At 46.3% G+C, this 22,547-nt stretch carries 20 protein-coding genes; 3 read left to right on the top strand and 17 right to left on the bottom strand.

What is annotated here, in order from left to right:
• Positions 1 to 12: 12 nt before the first annotated feature.
• Entirely contained in the window at positions 13 to 648 is a 636-nt protein-coding gene (locus KQI22_RS06560; protein WP_216551301.1) for a YczE/YyaS/YitT family protein, read from the top strand.
• 136 nt (positions 649 to 784) lie between these two features.
• Here the strand turns inward: KQI22_RS06560 and trpS are convergent, their stop codons facing one another.
• The 11 genes from trpS to KQI22_RS06505 form a co-directional block, all read right to left on the bottom strand.
• Positions 785 to 1,870, bottom strand: coding sequence for a tryptophan--tRNA ligase (gene trpS, locus KQI22_RS06555; RefSeq protein ID WP_216551300.1), 1,086 nt, complete (start codon positions 1,868 to 1,870; stop codon positions 785 to 787).
• Between the two features lie 72 nt (positions 1,871 to 1,942).
• Positions 1,943 to 2,557 carry a histidine phosphatase family protein gene (locus KQI22_RS06550; protein ID WP_216551299.1) on the bottom strand — a complete coding sequence of 205 codons (615 nt, stop codon included), beginning with the start codon at positions 2,555 to 2,557 and terminating at the stop codon, positions 1,943 to 1,945.
• A complete protein-coding gene (locus tag KQI22_RS06545) occupies positions 2,554 to 3,471 on the bottom strand; it encodes a LysR family transcriptional regulator (protein WP_216551298.1) in 918 nt (305 codons plus the stop codon). Before KQI22_RS06545 ends, KQI22_RS06550 begins: the two co-directional genes overlap by 4 nt.
• Before the next feature lie 37 nt (positions 3,472 to 3,508).
• The gene (locus KQI22_RS06540) at positions 3,509 to 4,291 is read right to left on the bottom strand and encodes a ZIP family metal transporter (protein WP_216551297.1); all 783 of its coding nucleotides are present in this window, start codon (positions 4,289 to 4,291) and stop codon (positions 3,509 to 3,511) included.
• A gap of 11 nt (positions 4,292 to 4,302) precedes the next feature.
• Positions 4,303 to 5,112: a hypothetical protein gene (locus KQI22_RS06535; RefSeq protein ID WP_216551296.1), complete on the bottom strand. Its 810-nt coding sequence runs from the start codon at positions 5,110 to 5,112 to the stop codon at positions 4,303 to 4,305.
• 72 nt (positions 5,113 to 5,184) lie between these two features.
• Entirely contained in the window at positions 5,185 to 6,102 is a 918-nt protein-coding gene (locus KQI22_RS06530) for an amino acid ABC transporter substrate-binding protein (RefSeq protein WP_216551295.1), read from the bottom strand.
• A gap of 103 nt (positions 6,103 to 6,205) precedes the next feature.
• Positions 6,206 to 8,836 (bottom strand): heavy metal translocating P-type ATPase, encoded by a 2,631-nt coding sequence (locus tag KQI22_RS06525; RefSeq protein WP_216551294.1) that lies wholly within the window; start codon positions 8,834 to 8,836, stop codon positions 6,206 to 6,208.
• A 26-nt stretch (positions 8,837 to 8,862) separates the two neighbouring features.
• Positions 8,863 to 9,192, bottom strand: coding sequence for a metal-sensing transcriptional repressor (locus KQI22_RS06520; protein WP_216551293.1), 330 nt, complete (start codon positions 9,190 to 9,192; stop codon positions 8,863 to 8,865).
• Positions 9,193 to 9,472: 280 nt separating this feature from the next.
• On the bottom strand, positions 9,473 to 10,240 hold the full coding sequence (locus KQI22_RS06515; RefSeq protein ID WP_216551292.1) for a zinc ribbon domain-containing protein: 768 nt from the start codon (positions 10,238 to 10,240) through the stop codon (positions 9,473 to 9,475).
• An 85-nt stretch (positions 10,241 to 10,325) separates the two neighbouring features.
• Positions 10,326 to 12,032 (bottom strand): S8 family peptidase, encoded by a 1,707-nt coding sequence (locus KQI22_RS06510; RefSeq protein WP_216551291.1) that lies wholly within the window; start codon positions 12,030 to 12,032, stop codon positions 10,326 to 10,328.
• Between the two features lie 48 nt (positions 12,033 to 12,080).
• Positions 12,081 to 14,798 carry a DUF5722 domain-containing protein gene (locus KQI22_RS06505; RefSeq protein WP_216551290.1) on the bottom strand — a complete coding sequence of 906 codons (2,718 nt, stop codon included), beginning with the start codon at positions 14,796 to 14,798 and terminating at the stop codon, positions 12,081 to 12,083.
• Between the two features lie 141 nt (positions 14,799 to 14,939).
• Between KQI22_RS06505 and KQI22_RS06500 the strand changes: the two genes are divergently transcribed.
• Entirely contained in the window at positions 14,940 to 15,929 is a 990-nt protein-coding gene (locus KQI22_RS06500) for an AraC family transcriptional regulator (RefSeq protein WP_216551289.1), read from the top strand.
• A 21-nt stretch (positions 15,930 to 15,950) separates the two neighbouring features.
• Here KQI22_RS06500 and KQI22_RS06495 read toward each other — a convergent pair whose 3' ends face one another.
• The 3 genes from KQI22_RS06495 to KQI22_RS06485 all read right to left on the bottom strand — a co-directional run bounded on the left by KQI22_RS06495 (position 15,951) and on the right by KQI22_RS06485 (position 17,998).
• On the bottom strand, positions 15,951 to 16,961 hold the full coding sequence (locus tag KQI22_RS06495) for a sensor domain-containing diguanylate cyclase (protein WP_216551288.1): 1,011 nt from the start codon (positions 16,959 to 16,961) through the stop codon (positions 15,951 to 15,953).
• 10 nt (positions 16,962 to 16,971) lie between these two features.
• A complete protein-coding gene (locus tag KQI22_RS06490; RefSeq protein WP_216551287.1) occupies positions 16,972 to 17,598 on the bottom strand; it encodes a flavodoxin family protein in 627 nt (208 codons plus the stop codon).
• Positions 17,599 to 17,668: 70 nt separating this feature from the next.
• Positions 17,669 to 17,998, bottom strand: coding sequence for a cupin domain-containing protein (locus KQI22_RS06485; RefSeq protein ID WP_216551286.1), 330 nt, complete (start codon positions 17,996 to 17,998; stop codon positions 17,669 to 17,671).
• Between the two features lie 236 nt (positions 17,999 to 18,234).
• Here KQI22_RS06485 and KQI22_RS06480 point away from each other — a divergent pair, with 236 nt between their 5' ends.
• Entirely contained in the window at positions 18,235 to 19,716 is a 1,482-nt protein-coding gene (locus KQI22_RS06480; RefSeq protein ID WP_216551285.1) for a sodium-dependent transporter, read from the top strand.
• On the opposite strand, the gene KQI22_RS06475 is transcribed toward KQI22_RS06480, so the two are convergent.
• From KQI22_RS06475 to KQI22_RS06465, 3 genes are all read right to left on the bottom strand, one after another.
• Positions 19,713 to 21,320, bottom strand: a complete 1,608-nt coding sequence (locus KQI22_RS06475; protein ID WP_216551284.1) for a potassium/proton antiporter — start codon at positions 21,318 to 21,320, stop codon at positions 19,713 to 19,715. The genes KQI22_RS06480 and KQI22_RS06475 overlap by 4 nt on opposite strands.
• Positions 21,321 to 21,369: 49 nt before the next feature.
• Positions 21,370 to 21,921: a glycoside hydrolase family 3 protein gene (locus KQI22_RS06470; RefSeq protein ID WP_256447416.1), complete on the bottom strand. Its 552-nt coding sequence runs from the start codon at positions 21,919 to 21,921 to the stop codon at positions 21,370 to 21,372.
• 86 nt (positions 21,922 to 22,007) lie between these two features.
• Positions 22,008 to 22,328: a hypothetical protein gene (locus KQI22_RS06465; protein WP_216551283.1), complete on the bottom strand. Its 321-nt coding sequence runs from the start codon at positions 22,326 to 22,328 to the stop codon at positions 22,008 to 22,010.
• Positions 22,329 to 22,547: the final 219 nt, after the last annotated feature.

The following is a 22,547-nucleotide window of genomic DNA, read 5'->3' as shown; positions in this document are numbered from 1 at the left end:
CGGAGGCAGATTATGAAGCGAAAACAGAAACAATTCTTATTTATGATACTCGGAAATGTCCTTTGTGGTTTCAGCGTTGGTATGTTCCAGTTTGCTGACTTTGGAATTGACCCTTTTAATCTGGGTGTGATGGGACTCTGGCATATGCTGCGCCTGTTAGATTATGGTACTTTTTATCTGCTTTTATGCCTGCTTCTTCTTGCGATCGACTTTTTCTTTCTCGACAGGAAAAAGCTCGGACTTGGCACTGTTGCCAATATGTTTCTGGTCGGCTATGTCATCGAATTTTCTTACCGGATGTGGCAGGAGATTTTTCCGTCTCCGGCTCTTTTGTTCCGTTTTGTCTTTTTAGGGATCGCCCTTGTGCTGTTATGTTTCAGCTCCGCACTGTATTACATTTCTGCACTTGGAGTATCTCCTTACGATGCGATTCCGCTGACGATCTCGGAGCGTAGCAGACTTTCTTTTAAATTTGTCAGAGTTACCGCAGACTTCCTATGGGTCATCATCGGTCTTTTAGGCAGTCAAAAACCGGGCATTGCAACGCTGCTCATCGCTTTCTGCCTCGGTCCTTTTATCGAAGCCTTTCATCCACTTTGTCAGTATCTGTTAGAGGGCGGTAACAGACATACCGAGGAAACATTTTAGGCAGAGACGAGATACGCTCTGCGAATCTCGCTCTGATTAGCGGTCGTCAAATGCACCGCATAAATGCGTGCATTTTCCTCGTCGCCATAACAAAAAAGAGAAAGACTGGATGATCCAGTCTTTCTCACTCTTACTCTTAGTTTCCGTATTTCTCCATCTGTTCCTTGATCAACGCTTTGTCTTCAAAGTAATTGATCTTCATGGAACGTCTTACCTCGGCAAGTGTCTCGGCAGCAACCTTTTCTGCCTTTTCACTGCCTGCTTTTAAGATATCAAATACAGTCGGGATATCCTTTTCCCACTGTGCACGTCTTTCACGGATCGGTGCCAGCTCAGCCTGCATTACATTGTTCAGGAATTTCTTTACCTTCACATCGCCAAGTCCGCCTCTAGTATAATGTGCTTTCAGTTCATCCAGATTTGCATAATCCGGTAAAAATTCAGCAAAGTACTCGTCCTTACAGAATGCATCCAGATAAATGAATACCGGATTGCCCTCTACCTTACCCGGATCCTCTACACGCAAATGGTTCGGATCGGTAAACATGGACATAACCTTTTTCTTGACATCTGCCTCTGTATCGGAAAGATAGATGCAGTTGCCAAGCGACTTACTCATCTTTGCCTTACCGTCAATACCCGGCAGTCTCATACATGCCTGATTGTCCGGCAGCATGATCTTCGGCTCTACCAGTGTTTCCCCGTACACCGTATTAAACTTATGTACGATCTCTTTTGTCTGCTCCAGCATCGGCATCTGATCTTCTCCGACCGGAACAACCGTTGCTTTAAATGCTGTAATATCTGCTGCCTGACTGATTGGATACGTAAAGAATCCGACCGGAATGCTGGCTTCAAAATTACGCATCTGGATCTCTGCCTTTACAGTAGGATTTCTCTGCAGTCTGGAAACGGTAACCAGATTCATATAGTAGAAGGATAACTCCGTCAGCTCCGGAACCATAGACTGGATAAATAAAGTGGAAACCTTCGGATCCAGCCCACACGCAAGATAATCAAGCGCAACTTCTACGATATTCTGTCTGACCTTCTCCGGGTTGTCCGCATTATCGGTCAGCGCCTGGGCATCCGCGATCATAATATAAATATCATCATAGTTTCCTGTATTCTGCAGCTCAACACGTCTGCGCAGTGAGCCGACATAATGTCCGACATGCAGCTTTCCTGTTGGTCTGTCACCTGTTAAAATTACATTTCTCATTGTTTTTTACTGTCCCTTTCAAGCTTTTCTTCAATATCTTTATTATAACAGAGCATATTGATAAATCAACAACTATCTCTCTGTATAAAAAAGCTGGTCAAAAGCAACGATCCTGCTCTTTCCGTTTATCACTTCCACCGTTGTCACCGCACAATTTTTCGGAACACCTCCACGCCAGATATCCGTTTTGTCTGCAAAGAAGTTGCATAAAAAGCAGCGTCCCGCTGCTCCGTGTGTGGAGATCAGAATATGCTTGTCCTGATACGCCGGATCAGTCAGAAGCGCCTGATAAAAGTCTGCCGTCCTTTCGATTACCTGCGGAACAGACTCCCCATGCGGCGGCACCTCGCAGTATAACGGATTCTCATAAAACTGCTTCTTGTAATCCCCCGGCAGAATGGTACTGTCGATCAGCGACTCCCCCTCCCAGTCCCCAAATGAGATTTCCTGGATCCTTTCATCTGTCAGCAGCGGAATATTTCTGCCTTCTGTAATACAGTCAGCCGTCTGCACCGCTCTTTTCAGAGGGCTTGAGATCACCAGATCGATCGGCAGGTTTTTCATACCGATCCCTGTTTCCTTTGCCAGCCGGATCCCCTCCTCTGCCAGCGGGATATCCGTCTGTCCCTGCAGCCGTCTTACTTTATTCCATGCGGTTTCTCCATGCCTTATCACATATAAGATCATTTTTCTGCTTCCTCGTATGCTTTATATTTTTTCAGCTCTGCAATATACTTTTCGCCGAGCACGGTCAGTGGCATATTTTTCTTTTTAATATACCCGATTTCCATTTTTTCATCGGTATCAAACGGAACTGCCACATACTCATCCCCGTTTAATTCATTACAGATAATACCGGAGCATAGGGTATATCCATTCAGTCCGATCATCAGATTCAGCATCGTTGCACGGTCATCCGCTTTAATACTCTGTCTGTACTCATGCGTGGAAAATACTTCTTCCGCCAGATAAAAGGAATTGTTATCTCCCTGCCCGAATGCCAGATTCGGATAGGGGCGCAGATCCTCAAATGTGATCTTCTCCTTTCCTGCCAGCGGATGCGAACTTGCCATAAATACATAAATGTCACAGGAAAACAGCGGCTTAAACTCCAGTGCATTTTCCCGGAAGATCTTGGAAAGTGCTTCACGATTAAATTCATTCCGGTACAGGACACCGATCTCACTGTGCTGCTTTTTGACGTTTTCAATCACTTCATAGGTCTTTGTTTCATGCACGGAAAATTCATAGTCATCCATTTCCAGTTCCTTTGCCACCTTGATAAAAGCCTGCACTGCAAAGGTATAATGCTGCATGGAAACGCTGAATTTCTGTTTCTGCATTTTCTTTTCGATAAATTTTTCTTCCATCAGACGATACTGTTCGATCATCTGCCTGGCATATCCTAAGAAATCCTCTCCTTCTGCAGTGATCACAATACCGCGGCTGGAACGCTGGAACAGCGGAAAACCAATCTCCTCTTCCAGATCACGGATTGTTACGGACAGACTCGGCTGTGAAATAAAAAGCTCTGCTGCCGCCTTATTCATGGATTTATTTTTTGCAATGCAAACTGCATAGCGAAGCTGTTGAAGTGTCATATGCTTGCTTCCTTTGTATGATATAAACTATTATAAATTACCCAAGTGCAACATCCAATGCCATCATCAGCGTAAAACCGACTGCAAATACAACGGTTCCGATGTTAGAATGGTTACCTTCGGACATTTCCGGGATCAGTTCCTCTACGACAACATACATCATCGCGCCTGCCGCAAAGCTGAGCAGGTAAGGAAGCACCGGTAAAATAAAGGATGCTGCCAGGATCGTAAGCAGCGCACCGATCGGTTCTACCAGACCGGATAATGAGCCGTAAATAAATGCTTTTGTTTTGCTCATGCCCTGTCCACGCAGTGGCATGGAAATGATCGCGCCCTCCGGGAAGTTCTGGATCGCAATACCGATTGCAAGTGCCAGTGCACCTGCTGCGGTGATCGTGCTGTTGCCTGCCATATAACCTGCAAATACAACACCGACCGCCATACCTTCCGGGATGTTGTGCAGCGTTACCGCCAGAAGCAGCATGGTCGATTTCTGCCATGACTTCTTCGGGCCCTCTGCCTCCTCACTCTTCATGTGCAGATGCGGGATCACATGATCGAGCAGAAGCAGGAATAAAATGCCGATCCAGAAACCGGCTACTGCCGGGACAAAAGACCATCTTCCCATTGCCGCCGACTGTTCCATGGCGGGGATCAGCAGACTCCAGATGCTTGCTGCCACCATGACTCCTGCTGCAAAGCCCGTCAGGGCTCTCTGCACAAGATCTCCGATATTTTTTCGTAAAAAGAAAACACAGGCAGAACCAAGTACCGTTCCAAGAAACGGTATCAGGATGCCTCTTATGATCTCAATATTCATCTTTCCTCCTGCTAACTGCCAATCTCCATTGCAATCTCACCACCAATAGAAACCGCACCATCTATGGAAGCTGCTGTGATCTTTCCCTGAGAGAAAGTAACGGATGCTGTAATACAGCCGCCGGGCTGCTGTATGTCATAGGTGCACGTTTCCTGTTCTGCCCCGGTCTGTTCACACTGCTTTAGTGCCAGATAGGAAGCTGCTGCCACACTGCCCGAACCGCAGCTGTTTTCATAAACAAGACTGTCTGTAGCACGGACGTGTACCGCAGGTGTCATCCTGTATTCTTCTGCAGTCTTTTCCAGATGCATGATGCCCGCTGCTTCCGCATCATATTTCTGATACAAAAGAGAAAGCAGCTTTTTCAGATCGTCCGGCTCCGGCATTTTCTTTTCCGTGATCAGATGCACAATTCCTTCAAATACAACGACCGGATAACTGCCAAGTCCGACAGAAAGTTCATCGATCTTAAGCGGACATGGCATCTGTGCCTTTGCACTGCCCCTTGCCGGATCCGTTTCGATCCGCATCGGTGTGCTGTTTCCGCTGATCTCGATCACAGCCTCCTGTTTCCGCGTTTTTTGTGCTATATACTTTCCAAAGCTGCGTGCTGCGTTTCCGCAGAACTCGCCGCCCATCATCTGAAGACGTGCCTCGCCGCCCAGTTTTGGCTTCGTTATAAAGCCTACCTGTTCTACCTTCCACTGCTGATCCTGCATGATCGCTGCAGCCACCGATCGATAGTCATCATCTGCCACACCATCTTTTACGATCGCTGTGATATTTCCAGCCGGATCCGCAATCACAAAATGAATTTCCATTTTTTCTCCTAACCTTCAAACATCATGACGAAAAAGAGAGAGCAGACTTCTGCTCTCTCCGGGTTTTATTACTTATTTACCAAGGCAAACCATTGCCGGCAGATTGTAGTCTTCGTAATTTGCTACGATCTTGTCAAATGTACCGTCAGAAACCATTTCATTCAGTGTATTCTGTACCTGATCGCGAAGCTCTGTATTACCCTTCTTAAAGCCGATCGCATACTGCTCTGTAGAAATTGGTGTATCAAGCTGGCGGAACATATCGCCTCTTGAGCTGATCTGATACTGTGCTACACCGATATCAACAGCGATGGCATCGATAGAACCTGCTTCCAGATTCATGAATGCGCTGTTGTAGTCAGCTACCTGCTGCAGATCTGCAAAAGTTGCTGCCAGTGCAATGTTGTCTTTGTTATCTTCACTGTCATCTGTCAGTGCTGTCAGTGCGGAAGAATCAGCCTGTGTTGCCACTACCTTACCAGCCAGATCTTCTAAAGACTGGATATCGGAATCTGCTGCAACAACTACAACGATACTGTTGTCTACATATGGCTCACTGAATGTATAATCATCCTCTCTGCCTGTCATGGTAAAACCATTCCAGATACAGTCGATAGAACCTGAATTCAGTTCCATATCCTTTGCATCCCAGTCGATTGGCTGCTTTACAAGCTCCCAACCGTTACGGTCGCAGACTTCCTGTGCCAGATCAAGGTCAAATCCGACATATTCACCGTTTTCATCCATATAACCATATGGCGGGTATTCTGCATCAAATCCGACAATAAGCTGTGTTCTGTCGCCTGCTGCCTGTGCATCTGCTGTCTCGTCTGCTGCATCTGTTGCTTCATCGCTTGCTGCTGCATCTGTAACGGCGTCTGTTGCTGCTGCATCATTTGTTGTGTCCTCTGCGCTGCTGCCACATCCGATCATGCTCATGGCAAGAACGGCTGACAGGATCACTGCTGTCACCTTACTGTTTTTTTTCATTTTTTCTCCTCCTCCGGTATGTTCCATACCTGTTAGCTATCTACAGATTTTACTCCGTAACATCGTATAACAAGCCACATTATACCATTGAGGCGTCGTTTTTTCAACTCTTATGGAACAGAGAAAAGCCCTTTTTCTCTTCTGCTTCTCCGGTTGTGATGCCAAGCACCTTGTATCCGGTTGCTTCAATGGCTGCTTTTACCTTCTCTTCATCAACCGGCTGCTCTGTCAAAATCTCCGTTGTTCCTTTCTTATGAGAGGAAGATACTTTCTTTACCTCGATCGCATTTCTGACTGCGTCATTGACATGGCTTTCACACATGCCACACATCATACCATCTACTTTTACTGTTGTTTTGATCATATTCTCGTCTCCTTCTAATGTTTCATCCTGCACAGATTCCATGTCTGTCTGTGCTTCTTTTCCCTGCGCTCCGGTCTTTTGGACAGACGCTGATTTATGAGTTACTTTTTTATCTTTAGACGCATCATACATCCGAAACAGGTTCAGACGAAGTGCGTTAGATACAACACAAAAACTTGACAGGCTCATCGCAAGCGCGCCAAACATCGGATTTAATTTCCAGCCAAACAATGGAATCCAGACACCTGCTGCCAGCGGAATACCGATCACATTGTAGAAAAATGCCCAGAACAGATTTTCATGGATATTTTTCAGGGTTGCACGGCTTAAACGGATCGCTGCCGGAATATCGGACAGCCGGCTCTTCATCAGCACGATATCCGCTGCATCCATCGCGATATCCGTGCCTGCGCCAATGGCAATACCGATATCCGCGCTGGTCAGCGCCGGTGCATCATTGATACCGTCACCTACCATGATCGTCTTGCCCTGCTGCTTCAAGGAGCTGATCACCTGCTCTTTTCCATCCGGCAGAACACCGGCGATCACTTCATCCACACCTGCCTGCTTACCGATCGCACGGGCTGTCTGCTCGTTATCTCCGGTTAACATAACAACTTTTATACCCATATTCTGCAGTTCAGCGATCGCCTGCGGACTGTCTTCTTTGATAACGTCTGCCACTGCGATCGTTCCGAGAAGTTTTTCATCTCTGGCAAATAAAAGTGGTGTCTTTCCCTGCTTTGCAAGCTGCTCTGCCTGCTTTTGCTGATTTTCTCCGTTCTCAGTGATCTTTTCTTTGATAAATGTATAACTGCCGCCCAGCAGACTGCCGGCTTCTGTCTTACCACTCAGCCCGTTACCCGGAAGTGCGGTAAAATCTGTGATCGTCTGCGGCTTAAGCTGTCTGTTTTGTGCTTCCTCCAGCACAGCTTTGGCAAGCGGATGCTCACTTTTCTGCTCCAATGTATATGCCATGGTAAGCAGTTCTTCTTCTGTAATACCTTCTGCCGGAAGCACATCTGTTACCTTTGGCTCACCGCGTGTGATCGTACCTGTTTTATCCAGTGCGACGATCTGCGTTTTTCCTGTTTCTTCCAGTGATACGGCTGTTTTAAATAAAATACCGTTTTTCGCTCCCATACCATTGCCGACCATGATTGCAACCGGCGTTGCCAGTCCGAGTGCACATGGGCAACTGATTACCAGAACGGAAATACCTCTTGCCAGTGCATAGGCAAAATTCTGTCCTGCCAGAAGCCATACCAGCGTGGTGATCACTGCGATCGCGATAACAACCGGTACAAAAACACCGGATACTTTATCAGCCACCTTCGCGATCGGTGCTTTGGTTGCGGATGCATCCTCTACCAGCTTAATAATCTGAGAAAGTGTGGTATCCTCACCGACTCTCGTTGCTTTGCAGCGCAGAAAGCCTGACTGGTTGATCGTAGCAGACCGTACCATATCTCCTTCTGCCTTATCGACCGGAATACTTTCGCCTGTAATGGCAGCTTCGTTGACTGCACTGTTTCCTTCTATGACCTGTCCGTCCACCGGAATGTTTTCCCCCGGTCTGACAACAAAAATATCACCTTTTTGTACTTCATCGATGGATACGGTAACTTCTTTTCCGTCTCTTTCCAGCACTGCTGTTTTTGGGGCAAGTGAGATCAGCGATTTTAAGGCATCTGTTGTCCTGCCCTTCGATCTTGCCTCCAGCATTTTCCCGACCGTGATCAGCGTCAGGATCATCGCAGCCGATTCAAAGTAAAACTCCATCATATATTCCATAACAAGCTCTGCATTACCGTCTGTCTGTGCCCTTGTCATGGCAAGCAGTGCATAGACACTCCAGACAAACGATGCCATGGAACCCATGGCTACCAGTGTATCCATATTCGGAGATCTGTGCCACAGTGCTTTAAACCCGCTGATAAAAAATTGCTGGTTGATCACCATGATAATGGCTGCCAGAATCATTTGTACCAGACCCATTCCCACGTGGTTATCCGTAAACCAGGCAGGCAACGGCCAGCCCCACATCATATGTCCCATGGAAAAATACATCAGCACGATCAAAAATACAATTGATGCGATCAGACGCTTTTTTAACAGTGGTGTCTGTGTATCTTCCAGTCCTGTTTCTGCTTCCTTTTTGTCTTCCTTTGCATTCTTTAACGATGCACCATAGCCTGCTGCTTTGACTGCCTCTATGACCGCACTGCTTGCAGCCGTTCCTTCCACGCCCATGGAATTGGTGAGCAGACTGACTGAGCAGGATGTTACACCCGGCACTTTGGAAACTGCTTTTTCCACCCTGGCACTGCAGGCTGCGCAGTTCATACCGGTTACATGATATTGTTCCATCTTTCTTTCACCCTTTCTGTATCTTTTTACTTCATAAGCTTTTGCAGCGTATTCATCAGTTCGTCTACGACCTCTGTCTTTCCTTCCTGAATATCCCTTATCACACAGGAATGGATATGGCTCGATAAAAGTTCTTTATTAAAAGCATTCATGGCTGCACTGACTGCTGAGGACTGCACCAGAATATCGTTGCAGTACGCATCGTTTTCCAGCATTTTCTGAATTCCCCTGATCTGTCCTTCAATGCGGTTTAAACGGTTCATCAGTTTTTTCTTTTCTTCTGCTTCCCGTTCGGTCTTCCGCTGGCAGCAGCATGGCATTTCTTTACATTCCGGTTCTTTTTTAGTATCTTTCATCTGCTTTTTTCTATTCCCTTTCTTTGTCAGGTGTTCCTGTTTCCTTCCCATATATACTCAGAAATCATGCTGCTGTCGCAGCATCCGCATCGCTATCGCGCTGCTTTCCGATTTCTTCGTTATACGTTCGGGTGAAACCAAATGCCAGCTTCGCTGTCGCTTGGTTTCCTTCCCTCACTTTATATACCCCCATAGGGTATTTTGTCAAGAGAATTTTTTCTCAATAAAATAAGAGCCTTTTCCCGGCTCTTATCCATACCTGCTGATACAGCATACTTTTTTATCTCTTTTTATACAAAACCAGCTCAGGATTTTCTCCCTCTGCTTCATACGTGCTGATCATGATAAAATCCATATTTGCAAGGACACCAAAGCATCGTTCTCCGCCAAATTCAGATTCCAGCTGGTTTCCTAAATAAGTTGTCTGATCATCTAAAAATTTCACTTTTCTGCCATTGGGCAATCTATACTCCAGATTGACATATTTCCCGACAAGTGCATGTAATTTTTTTACTTCAGGTAATCCCTCTATATGAAGATCATTGATCTCCTGTATCACCTGTTTCTTAAATGCCTCAAACTGTCCGTTATCACCCAGCTCCTCATATCGTTTCCAGTAATCCAGCGTTGGGAGTAATTCCTGCATATAAGAACGTGCCTGTTCTTCCGTAAATTGATCATTTACCATATTTTTAACACAGACATCGATCAGATCGTCCATATCATTATACGTATATATACCATCCGCATAGCACCACTTGCAATATGCCTCATTCAGACTGCCGTCTTTGTTATGGCTGATCAGTTCGTCATCTTCCAGAGGCATCCCACAGCACTGACAGATCAGCTTTCTGGGTTCACCCAGCAGAGTATTGATCGATATGTCAAATTCTTTTGATAGCAGTTTTAAAGTTTCTGTGTTCGGAACTGTTTCACCATTTTCCCACCGGGATACTGCCTGCCTTGTCACCATAACCTTCTCAGCCAGCTCATCTTGTGATAACCCTCTTTTGGTACGAAGTTCTAAAATAACATCCTTAGTTTCCATCGCATTTACCTCCCTGAACCATATCATAACAGAAATGGTTGTTACAGGAAAGCAACCTGCTGTTTCCTTATCTGCAATTGCTTTCTTATGGCAGGCTTTCCGATGTACAAAGTGCCCCCCATCCCACCTGATCATTGGGCCATAAGTCATAACCGGGCAGTTGTCTGGCACCCGCAAGCAGATAGGCTTTGACTTTTTCCCCATATAAAAAAGGGTCATTGCCCTGCACAATCCCATATTCCATCAAAAGTGCCGCCGCGGCTGTCACGAAAGGCGTTGCATAGGAAGTACCGCTCACAAGCGCGCCACTTTCTCCTTCTCCGATCCTGATATTGACGCCGGGGGCTGCCAGATCAGGCTTGTTGTTCTCCGCACGCCTGCTGCCTGCTTCTCCCCTCCCGGAAAATGCCGCATAGGATCTGACATAGGCATTGTAGGCACCTACCGTGATCACCTTTTGCGCTGTCGAGGGGATCGTCAGCGTCAGCACCGGAGACGGCAGAAGAAACCGTGTGTTTTCCGAACGCACCACTGCTGATGGCATATACAGGCGCAGTTCGCCGTTCACAACACGCCGCGGCGTGATCTCAATCGTCCAGATCCCGGTATTCAGATATGTTTCTACCGGGATAAAGTCTATATAAACTTCTTCGCGCATCCGGTAAGGCTGTGGTCTTCCACTGAAGATCAACAGCCTAGTCTGTTCCATGACAGTCTGCTGCGCTTCCCCTTCCGCTGCCTGATTCCGGATCAGATAACACTCTCCTGCCGGCGATACGATGGAAATATCCATCTGATCCGCATACCATTTCCATACCTGCAGAGAAAAACTTCGTTCGTATGCACCCATGGCAAATGAGATCCGCTGTATTTCATTTTCGGTAAGCAGTCCGGCAAAATGTCCGGCGGAAGCACCTTCATTCCCGGCGCCGATGCAGATCACATTTCTGCCGACCTCTGTGATGTTGTCGATAAACCGTTCCAGCAGGGAGGATCCGTCATGTGCCCCATAGGTGTTACCGTAGCTTAAATTGATCGCCACAGGCATGTTTTCCGCCTGCGATTTCTTTGCCGTATAAGTAAAGGCGCGGAGCAGCGACGCCGTAGACGGATATGTGCCACGCGCCGTATCCAGCTTCACAACAATCAGTTCACTTCCCGGCGCTCCCTGCACGGCGATCTTTGCCACATTCGTTCCATGTCCTGTCACATCCAGTGTCAGCCGCTCCCCGTCTTCCTGCATATTTGCGTTGATCATCTCCCTGCTGTATTCCACTCCGGTAAAAAATCCCTGCGGCGGTCTTTCTCCTTTTTCTGCATCCGCCTGCTTTCCCTGATCCCACAGCCATGCGATCTTTGTCGTTCCGTCCGCATAACGGAACAAAGGATCCGTATAATCAATACCGGAATCCAAAATCGCAATATATACCCCCCTGCCCGATAGCGCAGTCCCCGAAACAGGCTGTAAAAGAGAATAAAAACAAGAAGCTCTGAGTCCTGCAGTTACCTGCGGAAAGAGCTTCTTTGGTTTTTCGATAAATTCAATTTCTTCCATCCTGGAAAACGCACCTATCAGATTTTCAGGGATCGTCACGATCGCATACCCTGCGATCAACGGTTCCACCCGGATATTGCCTGTCAGCCTGTCAAGATTGCCGTTATATTTCACGATCAGTTCCCATGTGTTTTCCTCCGGTACATAACCGGTATCCAGATTGCCTGACCTTTCCCGCATCTGCACCGGTGTATCCAGCGCAAGGGAAAGCTGATCCTCCAGTTTCTGATTTGCCATGTTTTCCTCAGCTTTTTATCATTACTATATGCATTTTTCTATGAAATTCTACTCTATATCCCCTGCATAGATTCCGGTCCGTTTGCTATCCAGTTTTGCTTTGGCGCCGCTTACAAAGGCACCACCCGCAGGCTGAAAATATATTTCAATCCGGTCAATCCTGCCCGCATACTGCCAGTCGGATACTTTGACTGCCAGATTAACGTATTCCTCTGCCGGTATCACCTTCTCTGCCTCCAGTACATTTTCGCCGCTGTGAAACCGCAGCTTGACCGTTACCTGTCTGTTGGTACTGCCTGATACCTGCAATCTTGTCACAAAGTATGGCTGCATTGTAAAACTGACCGGCACATCGTAATTTTTTGAAAATCCCCAGGAAACATTTTTATTCAGCCCCGATCCTCTACAGGAAAGTGTCTGGCTCTCAGAACCCTGCAGACTGATCGGCTGCACATACTTCGCCGTTATTTTTTCCTGCTGCAATACCTCTGCCGAAGCCATATTTCGCATTGCCAGAAAACGACTTTGTGAAAATCCCGGAATCAGACTCTCCCAACTTGCCGCCCTGATATAATTCAGTGCAAAATCCGTCCACTCACTGCTTTTTGTCGTATCCATATACTTAAAAATGTACCATGCATACTTTTTCCGGTCTGCCCATTCGTTCGGATGCAGACTGTCCCCGTAGGTTGTCCACAGACCGGTCCGGATATTCTGCCTGATCTCCACTTCGTTATCCACATGACGTGAAATGATCAGTGCATCTACCATATCATTGCTTTCCGCAATGTAATACGCATAAGCAATTGCCGCCGCCTGGATCTGCTCTGACTGACCGGAAGAAAAGCCTGTCTCTGACAGCAGGATACGCGTATTTTTTCCGTAAGTTCTTTTCACATAATTTGTCATAACGGAGAGATTTGCCATCGTAATGACCTTAGCTTTCGAACCCTTTCCTGCCAGTCCGCTCGTATCATTCCAGAAATCCGCCGTTGTCAGCGGATAAGAATAAGGATGGTAAGCAATATGAAATCCGATCTTTCCTTCCTTTTCCAGTTCCTGTGCAAACTGATTCAGGAATTTTTTGCCCGCATATACCCCTGATGTCGTCCTTGTCCAGTTATTATCCAATGAAATATATACTCTTGCATTCTGGTACATGCTCTTCATGCAGGTTGCTACCAGTCTGTATTCATCAGCGTAAGCCGACGCATACTCCTGTATATTTTTCAGTCCCGCATAGTTCCAGTCCTGATAAGCATTCACTTCGTTTCCCACAACCCAGTTTGTCACATAGGCATTTCCGCTGTAACGCTCTGCCAGAAAGCTGCAGGCTGCTTCCAGCTGCAGCCTTGCTTTCTTTGACTTTGTGTTGAACATATAATATTGATGTCCCTGACTTCTGCCTTTGGGTGCGATCAGATACGTCAGATCGCTTCTGTAACCTAAGAGCAGAATACCCGTCACAACCATATTTTCCGCTCTTGTTTTTAAAAACAGAGAATCATATCCCTGTACCGCAGCCTTGGAAAACCAGTAGGTCTTTCCATTATAAACATAGGAAATTCCTTCCTGTGCATTGTGCTGCCCGGCTGTTGCGATGATATCCGACAGAATGATATTGTAAGCCGTATTTTTGACTCCCAATTCCTCCACATCGGGCATCATATCCGCATTGATCTGCAGTCCCTTCTTAGATGGTGCTGTCGGAAACGGATAAGAAAAATAAGCCGTCTTTTCCGGATTGGTAATATACATGGCATCACTGAGCATTATATATTTTCTGCCCTTTTTAACCGCTACCACAAACTTCTTCTGTAAAACGGAATTCTTTGTCTCCTTCTGCAACGGTAAGATAAAGGTAACACTTTTTTTCTTTGCCGCTTTTGCAACAGGTTTCAGTCCGCTTACCTTACTCTGGTAAGAGTCCAGCGCAAACAGATAATAAAACTCATCACTGCTCTTTACCCTTTTCTTTACCTTTGCAACCGCTTTTACCGTAGAAACATCTGCCAGCTTTACACTGCTCAGCTTTGCCGCTCCCATTTTCGCTTCAATCTCTGCTAAACCCTTTTTGATGGTGAGTTTCTTCTTGCTACTGTATTTTCCGTAAATCTTTTTCCCGTTTTCATCGGTTTTATAAGCACGGACCTTCACATAATACGTTTTTCCCTGTGGCAGATCTGTGATATCCGTCTTTGTCTTTTTTACATCCAATACGATCTTTGACGCTGTCAACGAACGGTTTGTCGCATAAACGATCTCATAGCCTTTTGCCCCCGTTACCTTCTGATAACGGATCCGCAGTTTTCCCTTTGCAGGATTTGTCAGTGTCAGCTTTTTAACCTGTGCAGGCTTTTTAACACTTTTCGTAAAAACCGCCGCTACCGTTTGTCCGATATCTTTTATCACGGTTGTTGCAGTCTGCAGGGGAAAAACAGCCGCCTGTTCTGCCGCCAGATCATCGCCCGGTGCCTCCGTATTCTGGTCGACTGTATTATCACTGACAGAATCACCGCTGACCGTATTATCACTCATTGTATTATCGCTGATGGAATCGCCGCTGACCGTGTTATCGCTGATTGTATTATCACTAACTGAATCGCCACTGATTGTATTATCAGTTAATGAATCATCACTGACTGAAACTGCTTCTGTATCAACCTCGTATGTATCATACACAGCACTATATAACGAATTCCGGGCATATCCTTCTTTTACCGGAATTGCTGCCACCGATTCTGTCATCAACATTATAGTTAACATAAAACATATTATGGAAATCATTCTTTTATGCATACAAAAGACTCCTTCTTTGGTAAAGAATTTCAACATCATTTTGACCCTGACATTTTTTTATGATACCATAGTAAGAAGTGGAATGAAAGTGTATTAGGGAGCAAACAAATGGAAAAAGATAACAAAGGAACAATACAGGTTCGCGAAGATCTGTATGAAATGAAACAGCATGGCAGTCTTGACTACCCTGTTGCAGTATACCGTATTGATCTGAGCATGATGTATCTGAATCTGATCCACTGGCACTGGCACAGTGAGATTGAGTTGATTGTAATAAAGGAAGGAACTGCCGAATTTTCGGTTGGTGATAATATGTATGTATTATCACCGGGAGATACACTTTTTATCAACCGTAATGTAATGCATTCCGTGCATCCGTATAATGAACAGAATTGTATCTTCCATTCGATCGTATTCAGTCCTGATTATATATTTGGCTATGGACATTCTGTTTTTTCATCTGCCTATCTTCTGCCAGTTGTCAACACACCCGGTCTGCGTTCTTATGTCATGAACGATAAGAAAGAGGATGACCACTCTATATCCATGCTGACCAGCGAGATCATCAAGATCAATCTGCAGAAATCTTTTGGATATGAGCTCCTGACCAAAAGCTATCTGATTCAGATCTGGCTGCTTCTTTTGAATCATATTCAGGATCTGCCGCATGATCATATCCCGACTTATGATCCGCAGGTTGCACTGGACGAATCCAGAACAAAAGCGGCTATCACTTATATTATGGAACATTATGAAGAGCCGATCACCCTGCAGGATATCGCAGACAGTATCCATATCAGTAAAAGCGAATGTTGTCGCTGCTTTAAACGTTGCCTGCAGCTGACTCCGTTTGACTATCTGCTGAAATACAGGATTTATTCCGCTGTCGATCTGCTCGCTCAGGATAACAGCACTCTTTCCATCTCGGATATTGCACTGAAGGTCGGCTTTAATTCCAGCAGCTATTTCAACAAGCTTTTCAAGAAATATATCGGCTATACGCCTTCTGCCTACAAAAAAATACTGGCACAAAACACCGAACATATTGCAGTCGAAGCAAAGGACTCGCTCTATTATTCCGGTCTTCTGTCCCAGTAAACAGGCTACAGCTTATCTATTTTACATTTCGGCAATACAGACTGTGTTGCGTCCGGCTTCTTTTGCCCGCTGTAATGCAGTCTCTACATGTGCCAGATTCTCATCGGATGATTTTTCATAATCCAGTTCACAGACACCAAACGACATTGTCACATGGATCTCATGCCCTCTGTGTGTAAAGACGGTTTCTTCGATCGTTTTTCTCAGATCGTCCATTTCCTGCTTTGCCTGCTGCGCATTCTTCCCTGACAGCAGCAATACAAACCGGTCGTTTTCCCACCGGATCACTTCATCATCGATCTCCACATGATACAGCATCAGATCCGCAATACTTCGAAGCACTTCATCGCCGCCTGCGGAACCGTAGATCTGGTTGGTAATGTCAAAGAAATCAATATCCCCCATTGCAACCGATACCGGATGTGCGATCAGATAAGGCAGCACTCTTTTATTGTAGTATTCATAAAATCCCTTACGGTTGCGCAGCTTTGTTGTGAGGTCCGTCTGATTCTCGGAAAGAAGCAGATATGATTCCAGCGTCTTGCCGCAATACACCGCTGCCAGTGCCAGTCTCTTTTCATCTTCTTTTGTAAACACACCGACAGAACCGTCCTCGTTCAGCTTATTGATCGCCTGATAGGCTCCGATCACCTGTCCGCGCGAATCCGTCACAGGCATACACAGCACCGATCTCGTATCGTAGCCGCTGCTTCTGTCAACAGAGCTGTCAAAACGAGGATCTGCACCCGCATCTGCGATCAGGATCGTTTCTCCCGTAGTGATGCTGGCACCTACGATGCCCCGCCCTTCGGGAACAGTGATCCGTGCATGATCGAGTGCTACGATCGTCCAGTGTTCTCCCTTTCTCTTATCCCAGAACCAGAAAGAAGCACGATCTGCATTGACAAGCGTTTTCCCCATCTCGGTCAGTGTCTGAATGGTGGCTGAAAATTCTTTTTCCTCCACAAGACAGTTCATATAGTAAAATATTTTTTCCAGCAGCAGTTCCGCGCCATGTTCATTTTCAGCCATATCCATTATCCTATCTGATGAAATTCGTTTTGTTCGTATACTCATTTACCGGAACAGCAACACCGGTATTTTTTCCTGCCTCAATGCACTTCAGAAGCCATGCCATATTTCTGCCCAGATTACGCATGACCTGTAGTCCTTCCGCATCCTGCAGCACTTCTTCCGGCTTGTTGCCATGCACCATATTCCAATAAGAGGATGATACGACCGGCATTTCCGCGATCGTAAAATATTTATTCAGTGCATCGATAGAAGCCGTTGTACCGGCTCTTCTTGCAGAAGCGATCGCTGCGCCCGGCTTATGCATAAAATACTTTTTGCCAGCATAGAACATCCGGTCCAGTGCAGATAACACTCTGCCGCTCGGATGGGCGTAATAAACCGGCGTGCCAAAAATAAAGCCGTCACAGGTCTTTGCCTTTTCCAGGATCTCATTGATGCAATCATCGTTAAATACACACTGTCCGTCGAGCTTTGTGCAGCCCAGACAACCGATGCAGTCACGCAGCGGGTCACCGCCCAAGCACACGATCTCACTATCGATCCCTTCTTCTTTCAATACCTTTGCGATCTCCTGCAAAGCTGTTGCCGTACAGCCGTTTGGCTTCGGGCTTCCGTTTACCATTAAAACCTTCATTGTGATTCCTTCTTTTCTTCTTTTTCTATCATTTGCCGTATCCTTTTATCCTGCGATCCGGCAGAACCTGTCATGCAACCGGTACAACTGCATAAAATGTCAGATCTGCATCACTGTCGTTGATCAGGGAATGTGCATGTCCCTTTGGGCAGTAATGGCAGTCACCGGCTTTTAAACGGATCTCCTCTTCGTCATATAATACCTTGCCTTCTCCTGCTGTGATAAAGATCACTTCATAATCTTCAGTATGCTTATGATAACCAATGGATGCGCCCGGGATCAGTCTGCCGCTCATGATCTTGCAGGCTTCGTCTCCAAAGCGTTTGGCTCTGTATTCCTTCTCGCCGTCTTTAAATGCCGGCAGTACTTCTTCTTCCATATCTGTAAATGCAATTTTCATTTTCGTGCCTCCTGCTTGTTATTTACAACCTTTTTCTTCAGTGTTGCATCTATTTATCATTATATCTGCTTTCCCTTTATATTTCAATGCCGGGCGCACTTTTCCCGGCTCTTTTCACCGATTATTTTCATTGCTTTCTTACTTCTTTTTCGCTATAATAGAAGTGTTGCGCTAATGAAGCATTTTCCTTACGGATATGCCCGCGCAGCTTTATTTCACTAGGAGGATTTATATTCATGGAAAGAGAAAAATTTGGATCCCGGCTGGGATTCATCCTTGTATCCGCAGGCTGTGCGGTCGGACTTGGAAATGTGTGGAAGTTTCCTTATATGTGCGGACAGTATGGCGGTGCTGCATTTATTGCAATTTATCTGGTATTTTTAGCGATTCTGGGCTATCCGATCATCGTCTGCGAGTTTGCAGTCGGCAGAGGCAGCCAGAAAAGCTGCGCCACTTCCTTCCGTAAGTTAGAGCCAAAGGGCAGACGCTGGCACTATAATGGCTATATCGGAATGGCAGGCTGCTACTTACTGATGATGTATTACACAATGGTAACCGGTTGGATGCTGTATTATTTTGTTCGCTATCTGACAGGCTCCCTGACAAGTCAGTCTATGACAACCGAGCAGGTTTCTGCTTACTTCGGCAATATGCTGGCTTCTCCGGGCACAATGATCCTTTTTATGATCATTGCAGTTGTCTTATCGTTTGCGATCTGTTCCCTTGGTCTGAAAAACGGTGTGGAACGTATCACAAAGGTGATGATGATCTGTCTGCTTGGACTGATCCTCGTCCTTGCAGTTCACTCCTGCTTACTGCCGGGCTCCGGTGCAGGTATCAGATTCTACCTTGTACCTGATTTTGCCACCATGCAGGCAAAAGGCATCGGTAATGTCATCTTTGCTGCCATGTCACAGGCATTCTTCACCCTCAGCATCGGTATTGGTGCCATGGCGATCTTTGGCAGTTATCTGGATAAGAAACGTTCGTTATCCGGTGAAGCACTCAGCATCACACTGCTTGATACTTTTGTAGCACTGATGGCAGGTCTTATCATCATTCCCGCCTGCTTCTCCTTTGGTATCGAACCGGATGCAGGCCCATCCCTGATCTTCATCACCCTTCCGAACATCTTTAACCAGATGGCAGGCGGACGGATCTGGGGTACGCTGTTCTTCCTGTTCCTTTCCTTTGCCGCACTTTCTACAGTGATCGCGGTATTTGAAAATATTATTTCCTTTGCCATTGATCTGTGGGGTGTTTCCAGAAAGAAGGCTGTCATTTGTAATATAGTAGCTGTTATCCTGCTTTCCATCCCGTGTATTCTCGGCTTTAATGTCCTTTCCGGGCTGCAGCCGCTCGGACCGGGCTCGAACATCATGGATCTGGAGGATTTCCTTGTTTCCAGCAATCTTCTGCCGCTTGGTTCTCTGTGCTATGTCCTGTTCTGTACATCAAAGCATGGCTGGGGCTGGGATAATTTCATCCACGAAGCAAATGCAGGAAACGGACTTCCATTCCCTGCAAAGATGCGTTACTACATAACATGGGGACTTCCCCTTATTATTGTTATTATCTATTTAAAAGGCTATTATGATCTATTTGCACCAAAAGGACTTCGTTATCTGATCCCATGGATGTGTATTGCAGTTGCATTCCTCGCTTTTATCTTCTGGATCACAGCAAGCCACAGCAAAAAGCAGCATACAGATCATTAATGTACCGTATTGCATACCAGTTCATCCCCGCTCAGGATTTTCGTATCTCCGTTCGGTATGATCGTCTGGTCGCCTCTCCGGACTAAAATGATCAGACTGTTTTTCGGCAGTCGGATCTCGCAGAGGCATTTATCCCGCCATGCATGGGTATCATCGATATGGATCTGGGTCAGATGGATATCATCTTTTCCCGCATAGGCGGTTGCACCCAGAACAAGAACATCACCTTCCCGAAGCACTGTATCACCGTTTGGTACAGTGCTTTTTTCACCCGGATGGTTCAAAAAGACAAGCAGTGTTCCCGGCGGCAGATTCAGATCCTTTACCGTCAGCCCGATCCACGGGTGTCCTTCGCTAACCGGAATATCAATAAAATGCACGTCCGTTTCTTCACTGTAATCCGTGAAGGTTGTCAGAATATCCCTGCTTTCATCGATCATATGCAGCTTTTTCGCGCAGAAAGGCAACAGACTGCCCTGGAACAGTATAGATACCAGTACCACACAAAATACAATATGGAACAGATCATGGGAAAGCAATGCGCCGCTTCTTGTTGCCATGATCGCAAATACAATGGACGCTGCACCGCGCAGTCCCGCCCATGCAGTCAGAAGCTGTTGCTGCGGTTTTGCACGAAGCGGTGTCAGAATGACAGCAACAGCTAACGGTCTGGCAACAAAGGTCAGGAAAAGTGCGATCAGAATGCCCGGAATACAGACCGCCAGTATCTTGGAGGGAAAAGACAAAAGTCCCAGCATAAAGAAGATAAACATCTGCATAAGGCTCGTCAGTCCGTCAAAGAAATTGACAAGTACTTTTTTATGGCTGACATTGCGATTTCCGAGTATAATACCCATCAGATACGCACTCAGATACCCGTTTCCGCCGATCGCAGACGGCAGTGCATAAGATAAAAGTGCTGCTGCCAGTACAAATGCCGTATCGAATCCGCTCACGCCAAAATCGATCCGTTCCAGCATAAAACCGGTCAGAAGTGCCAGTACGATACCGATCACTGCACCAAACAGCACCTGTGCAAATACCATGCCCAGAATATCAAACGCCATGCCCTCCGCATTGCCCTGCATCATAGTCAAAATGATGATGGTCAGCATATAGGCAAAGGGATCGTTGGAACCGCTTTCCACCTCCAGTAAGGAGTCTGTATTGTTTTTCAGGGATAATTTTTTACTACGCAGCACGGAAAATACACTTGCCGCATCTGTGGAGCCGAGAACCGCTCCTACAAGAAGACCTTCCAGAAAGTCAAAGCCCAATGCGAAGTGGCAGAACAGTCCGGTCAGAACCGCTGTCAGAACCGTACCCACACTGGATAAAAGAAGTGCCTTGCCGGCAACCGGCTTTGCCGCCTTCCATCTGGTACCGAAGCCACCGTAAAACATAATGAAGATCAGGGCTATGGTACACATATTTTCGGCAAAAGCAAAGTTGTCGAACGGAATATGTAAAATACCCTCCGAACCAAACAGCATACCTAGCAGAATAAATGCAAACAGCATCGGAACACCGATCCTGCTTGTCAGACGGTTACAGAGAATACATGTTAAGATCACGCAGGAACCAAGTAATAATAGTTTGATCATAATTCGCCTTTCTTTTTCCTTTTTCCACCATTATAACACAGGCAGACTTCTACCCCAAGTTAAAATTCCCTAAACATTTGGCACTACTGTCTGTTCCGGCAAAAAACCGATACATGCCCGGATAGTAAGCCATGAGCAGCGCCCCTGTCTGTCCGATCCAGTCTTCCATCGTAAAGGAGCTGCCACCAACAAGCACCACTATTGCATCCTGTCTGATCTGTGCCACAGCGGACAGGATTTCCCTGTCATGCGCCGGAAGTGTGATTCCCTGTGTCCTGTCACCGCCCATGCTTTTAACATACAGCTCTTCCATATCCGCATAGACATATTCGCCTTCCTCCGCTGCACTGTTTCCCGCTACAACGATCACTGCATCCGCTTCTTTTGCCAGTCTTTTACAGTGGGAAAGACTTTCTCCCCTGTAATAGATCACTTCCTGCCCTGCCTGTTCTAAGATGCCCTGCAGGATCGTCACCTGATAAGGCGGATACACCTGACTGGAGCCGCGATCCCCCGTTACATCCTCATCCGCCAGTCTGCCGATCACAACGATCTTGTGACATCTGCCGGAAAGCGGCAGAATTCCATTCTGATTCCGCAGAAGCGTGATACCGGCCAGCGCACTTTTTTTCGCAAGCTGTCTGTCATCCCAAAGCTGCCTTTCCGCATCGATCTTTCCGTACTGCCTTATCTTCTCTTCTGAAACTTGATACAGTAGTATAAGTAGTATCTGCCATCCGGTCCTTTTACAACATCCGGTGCATACAGTGGCAGGGCATCTTGATTGTACGGATCCTGTTCTTTTTTATAGATCACACCGTCACAGCGCCAGTCCGACAGATCCGTTACCGGAGCCGACCAGCAGACGTAATCCTGTTCGCAGAACTCATTGCCGTTTTCCAGATCATGGCTGCCAAAGACATACAATCTGTCTCCGAATACATGGGGTTCGCCGTCCGGTACATGTTCCCAAAGCGGCATGTAAGGGTTATGACATTGCTTTCTCATCTTCCTCCTCCTTTCCTTCTCAATTAACTGCTCGCAATTTATGTTCTGATTATAACAAGGAGGGAGGATTTGTTCTGTCAAAGTGCTCTTGGTTTACTGTCAAAATTGGACATTTTTGTGCAGTATTGTGATTTTGTACAATGTAACAGGACACGTTTTGTGCAGAATTGCCATAGTTGATATTTGTTTATAGTAATCCATATTTTATTTAGAGAGAGA

The organism is Kineothrix sp. MSJ-39, from assembly GCF_018917935.1.
GTDB lineage: Bacteria > Bacillota > Clostridia > Lachnospirales > Lachnospiraceae > CAG-194.
This window is presented reverse-complemented; position numbering and strand designations above follow the sequence as displayed.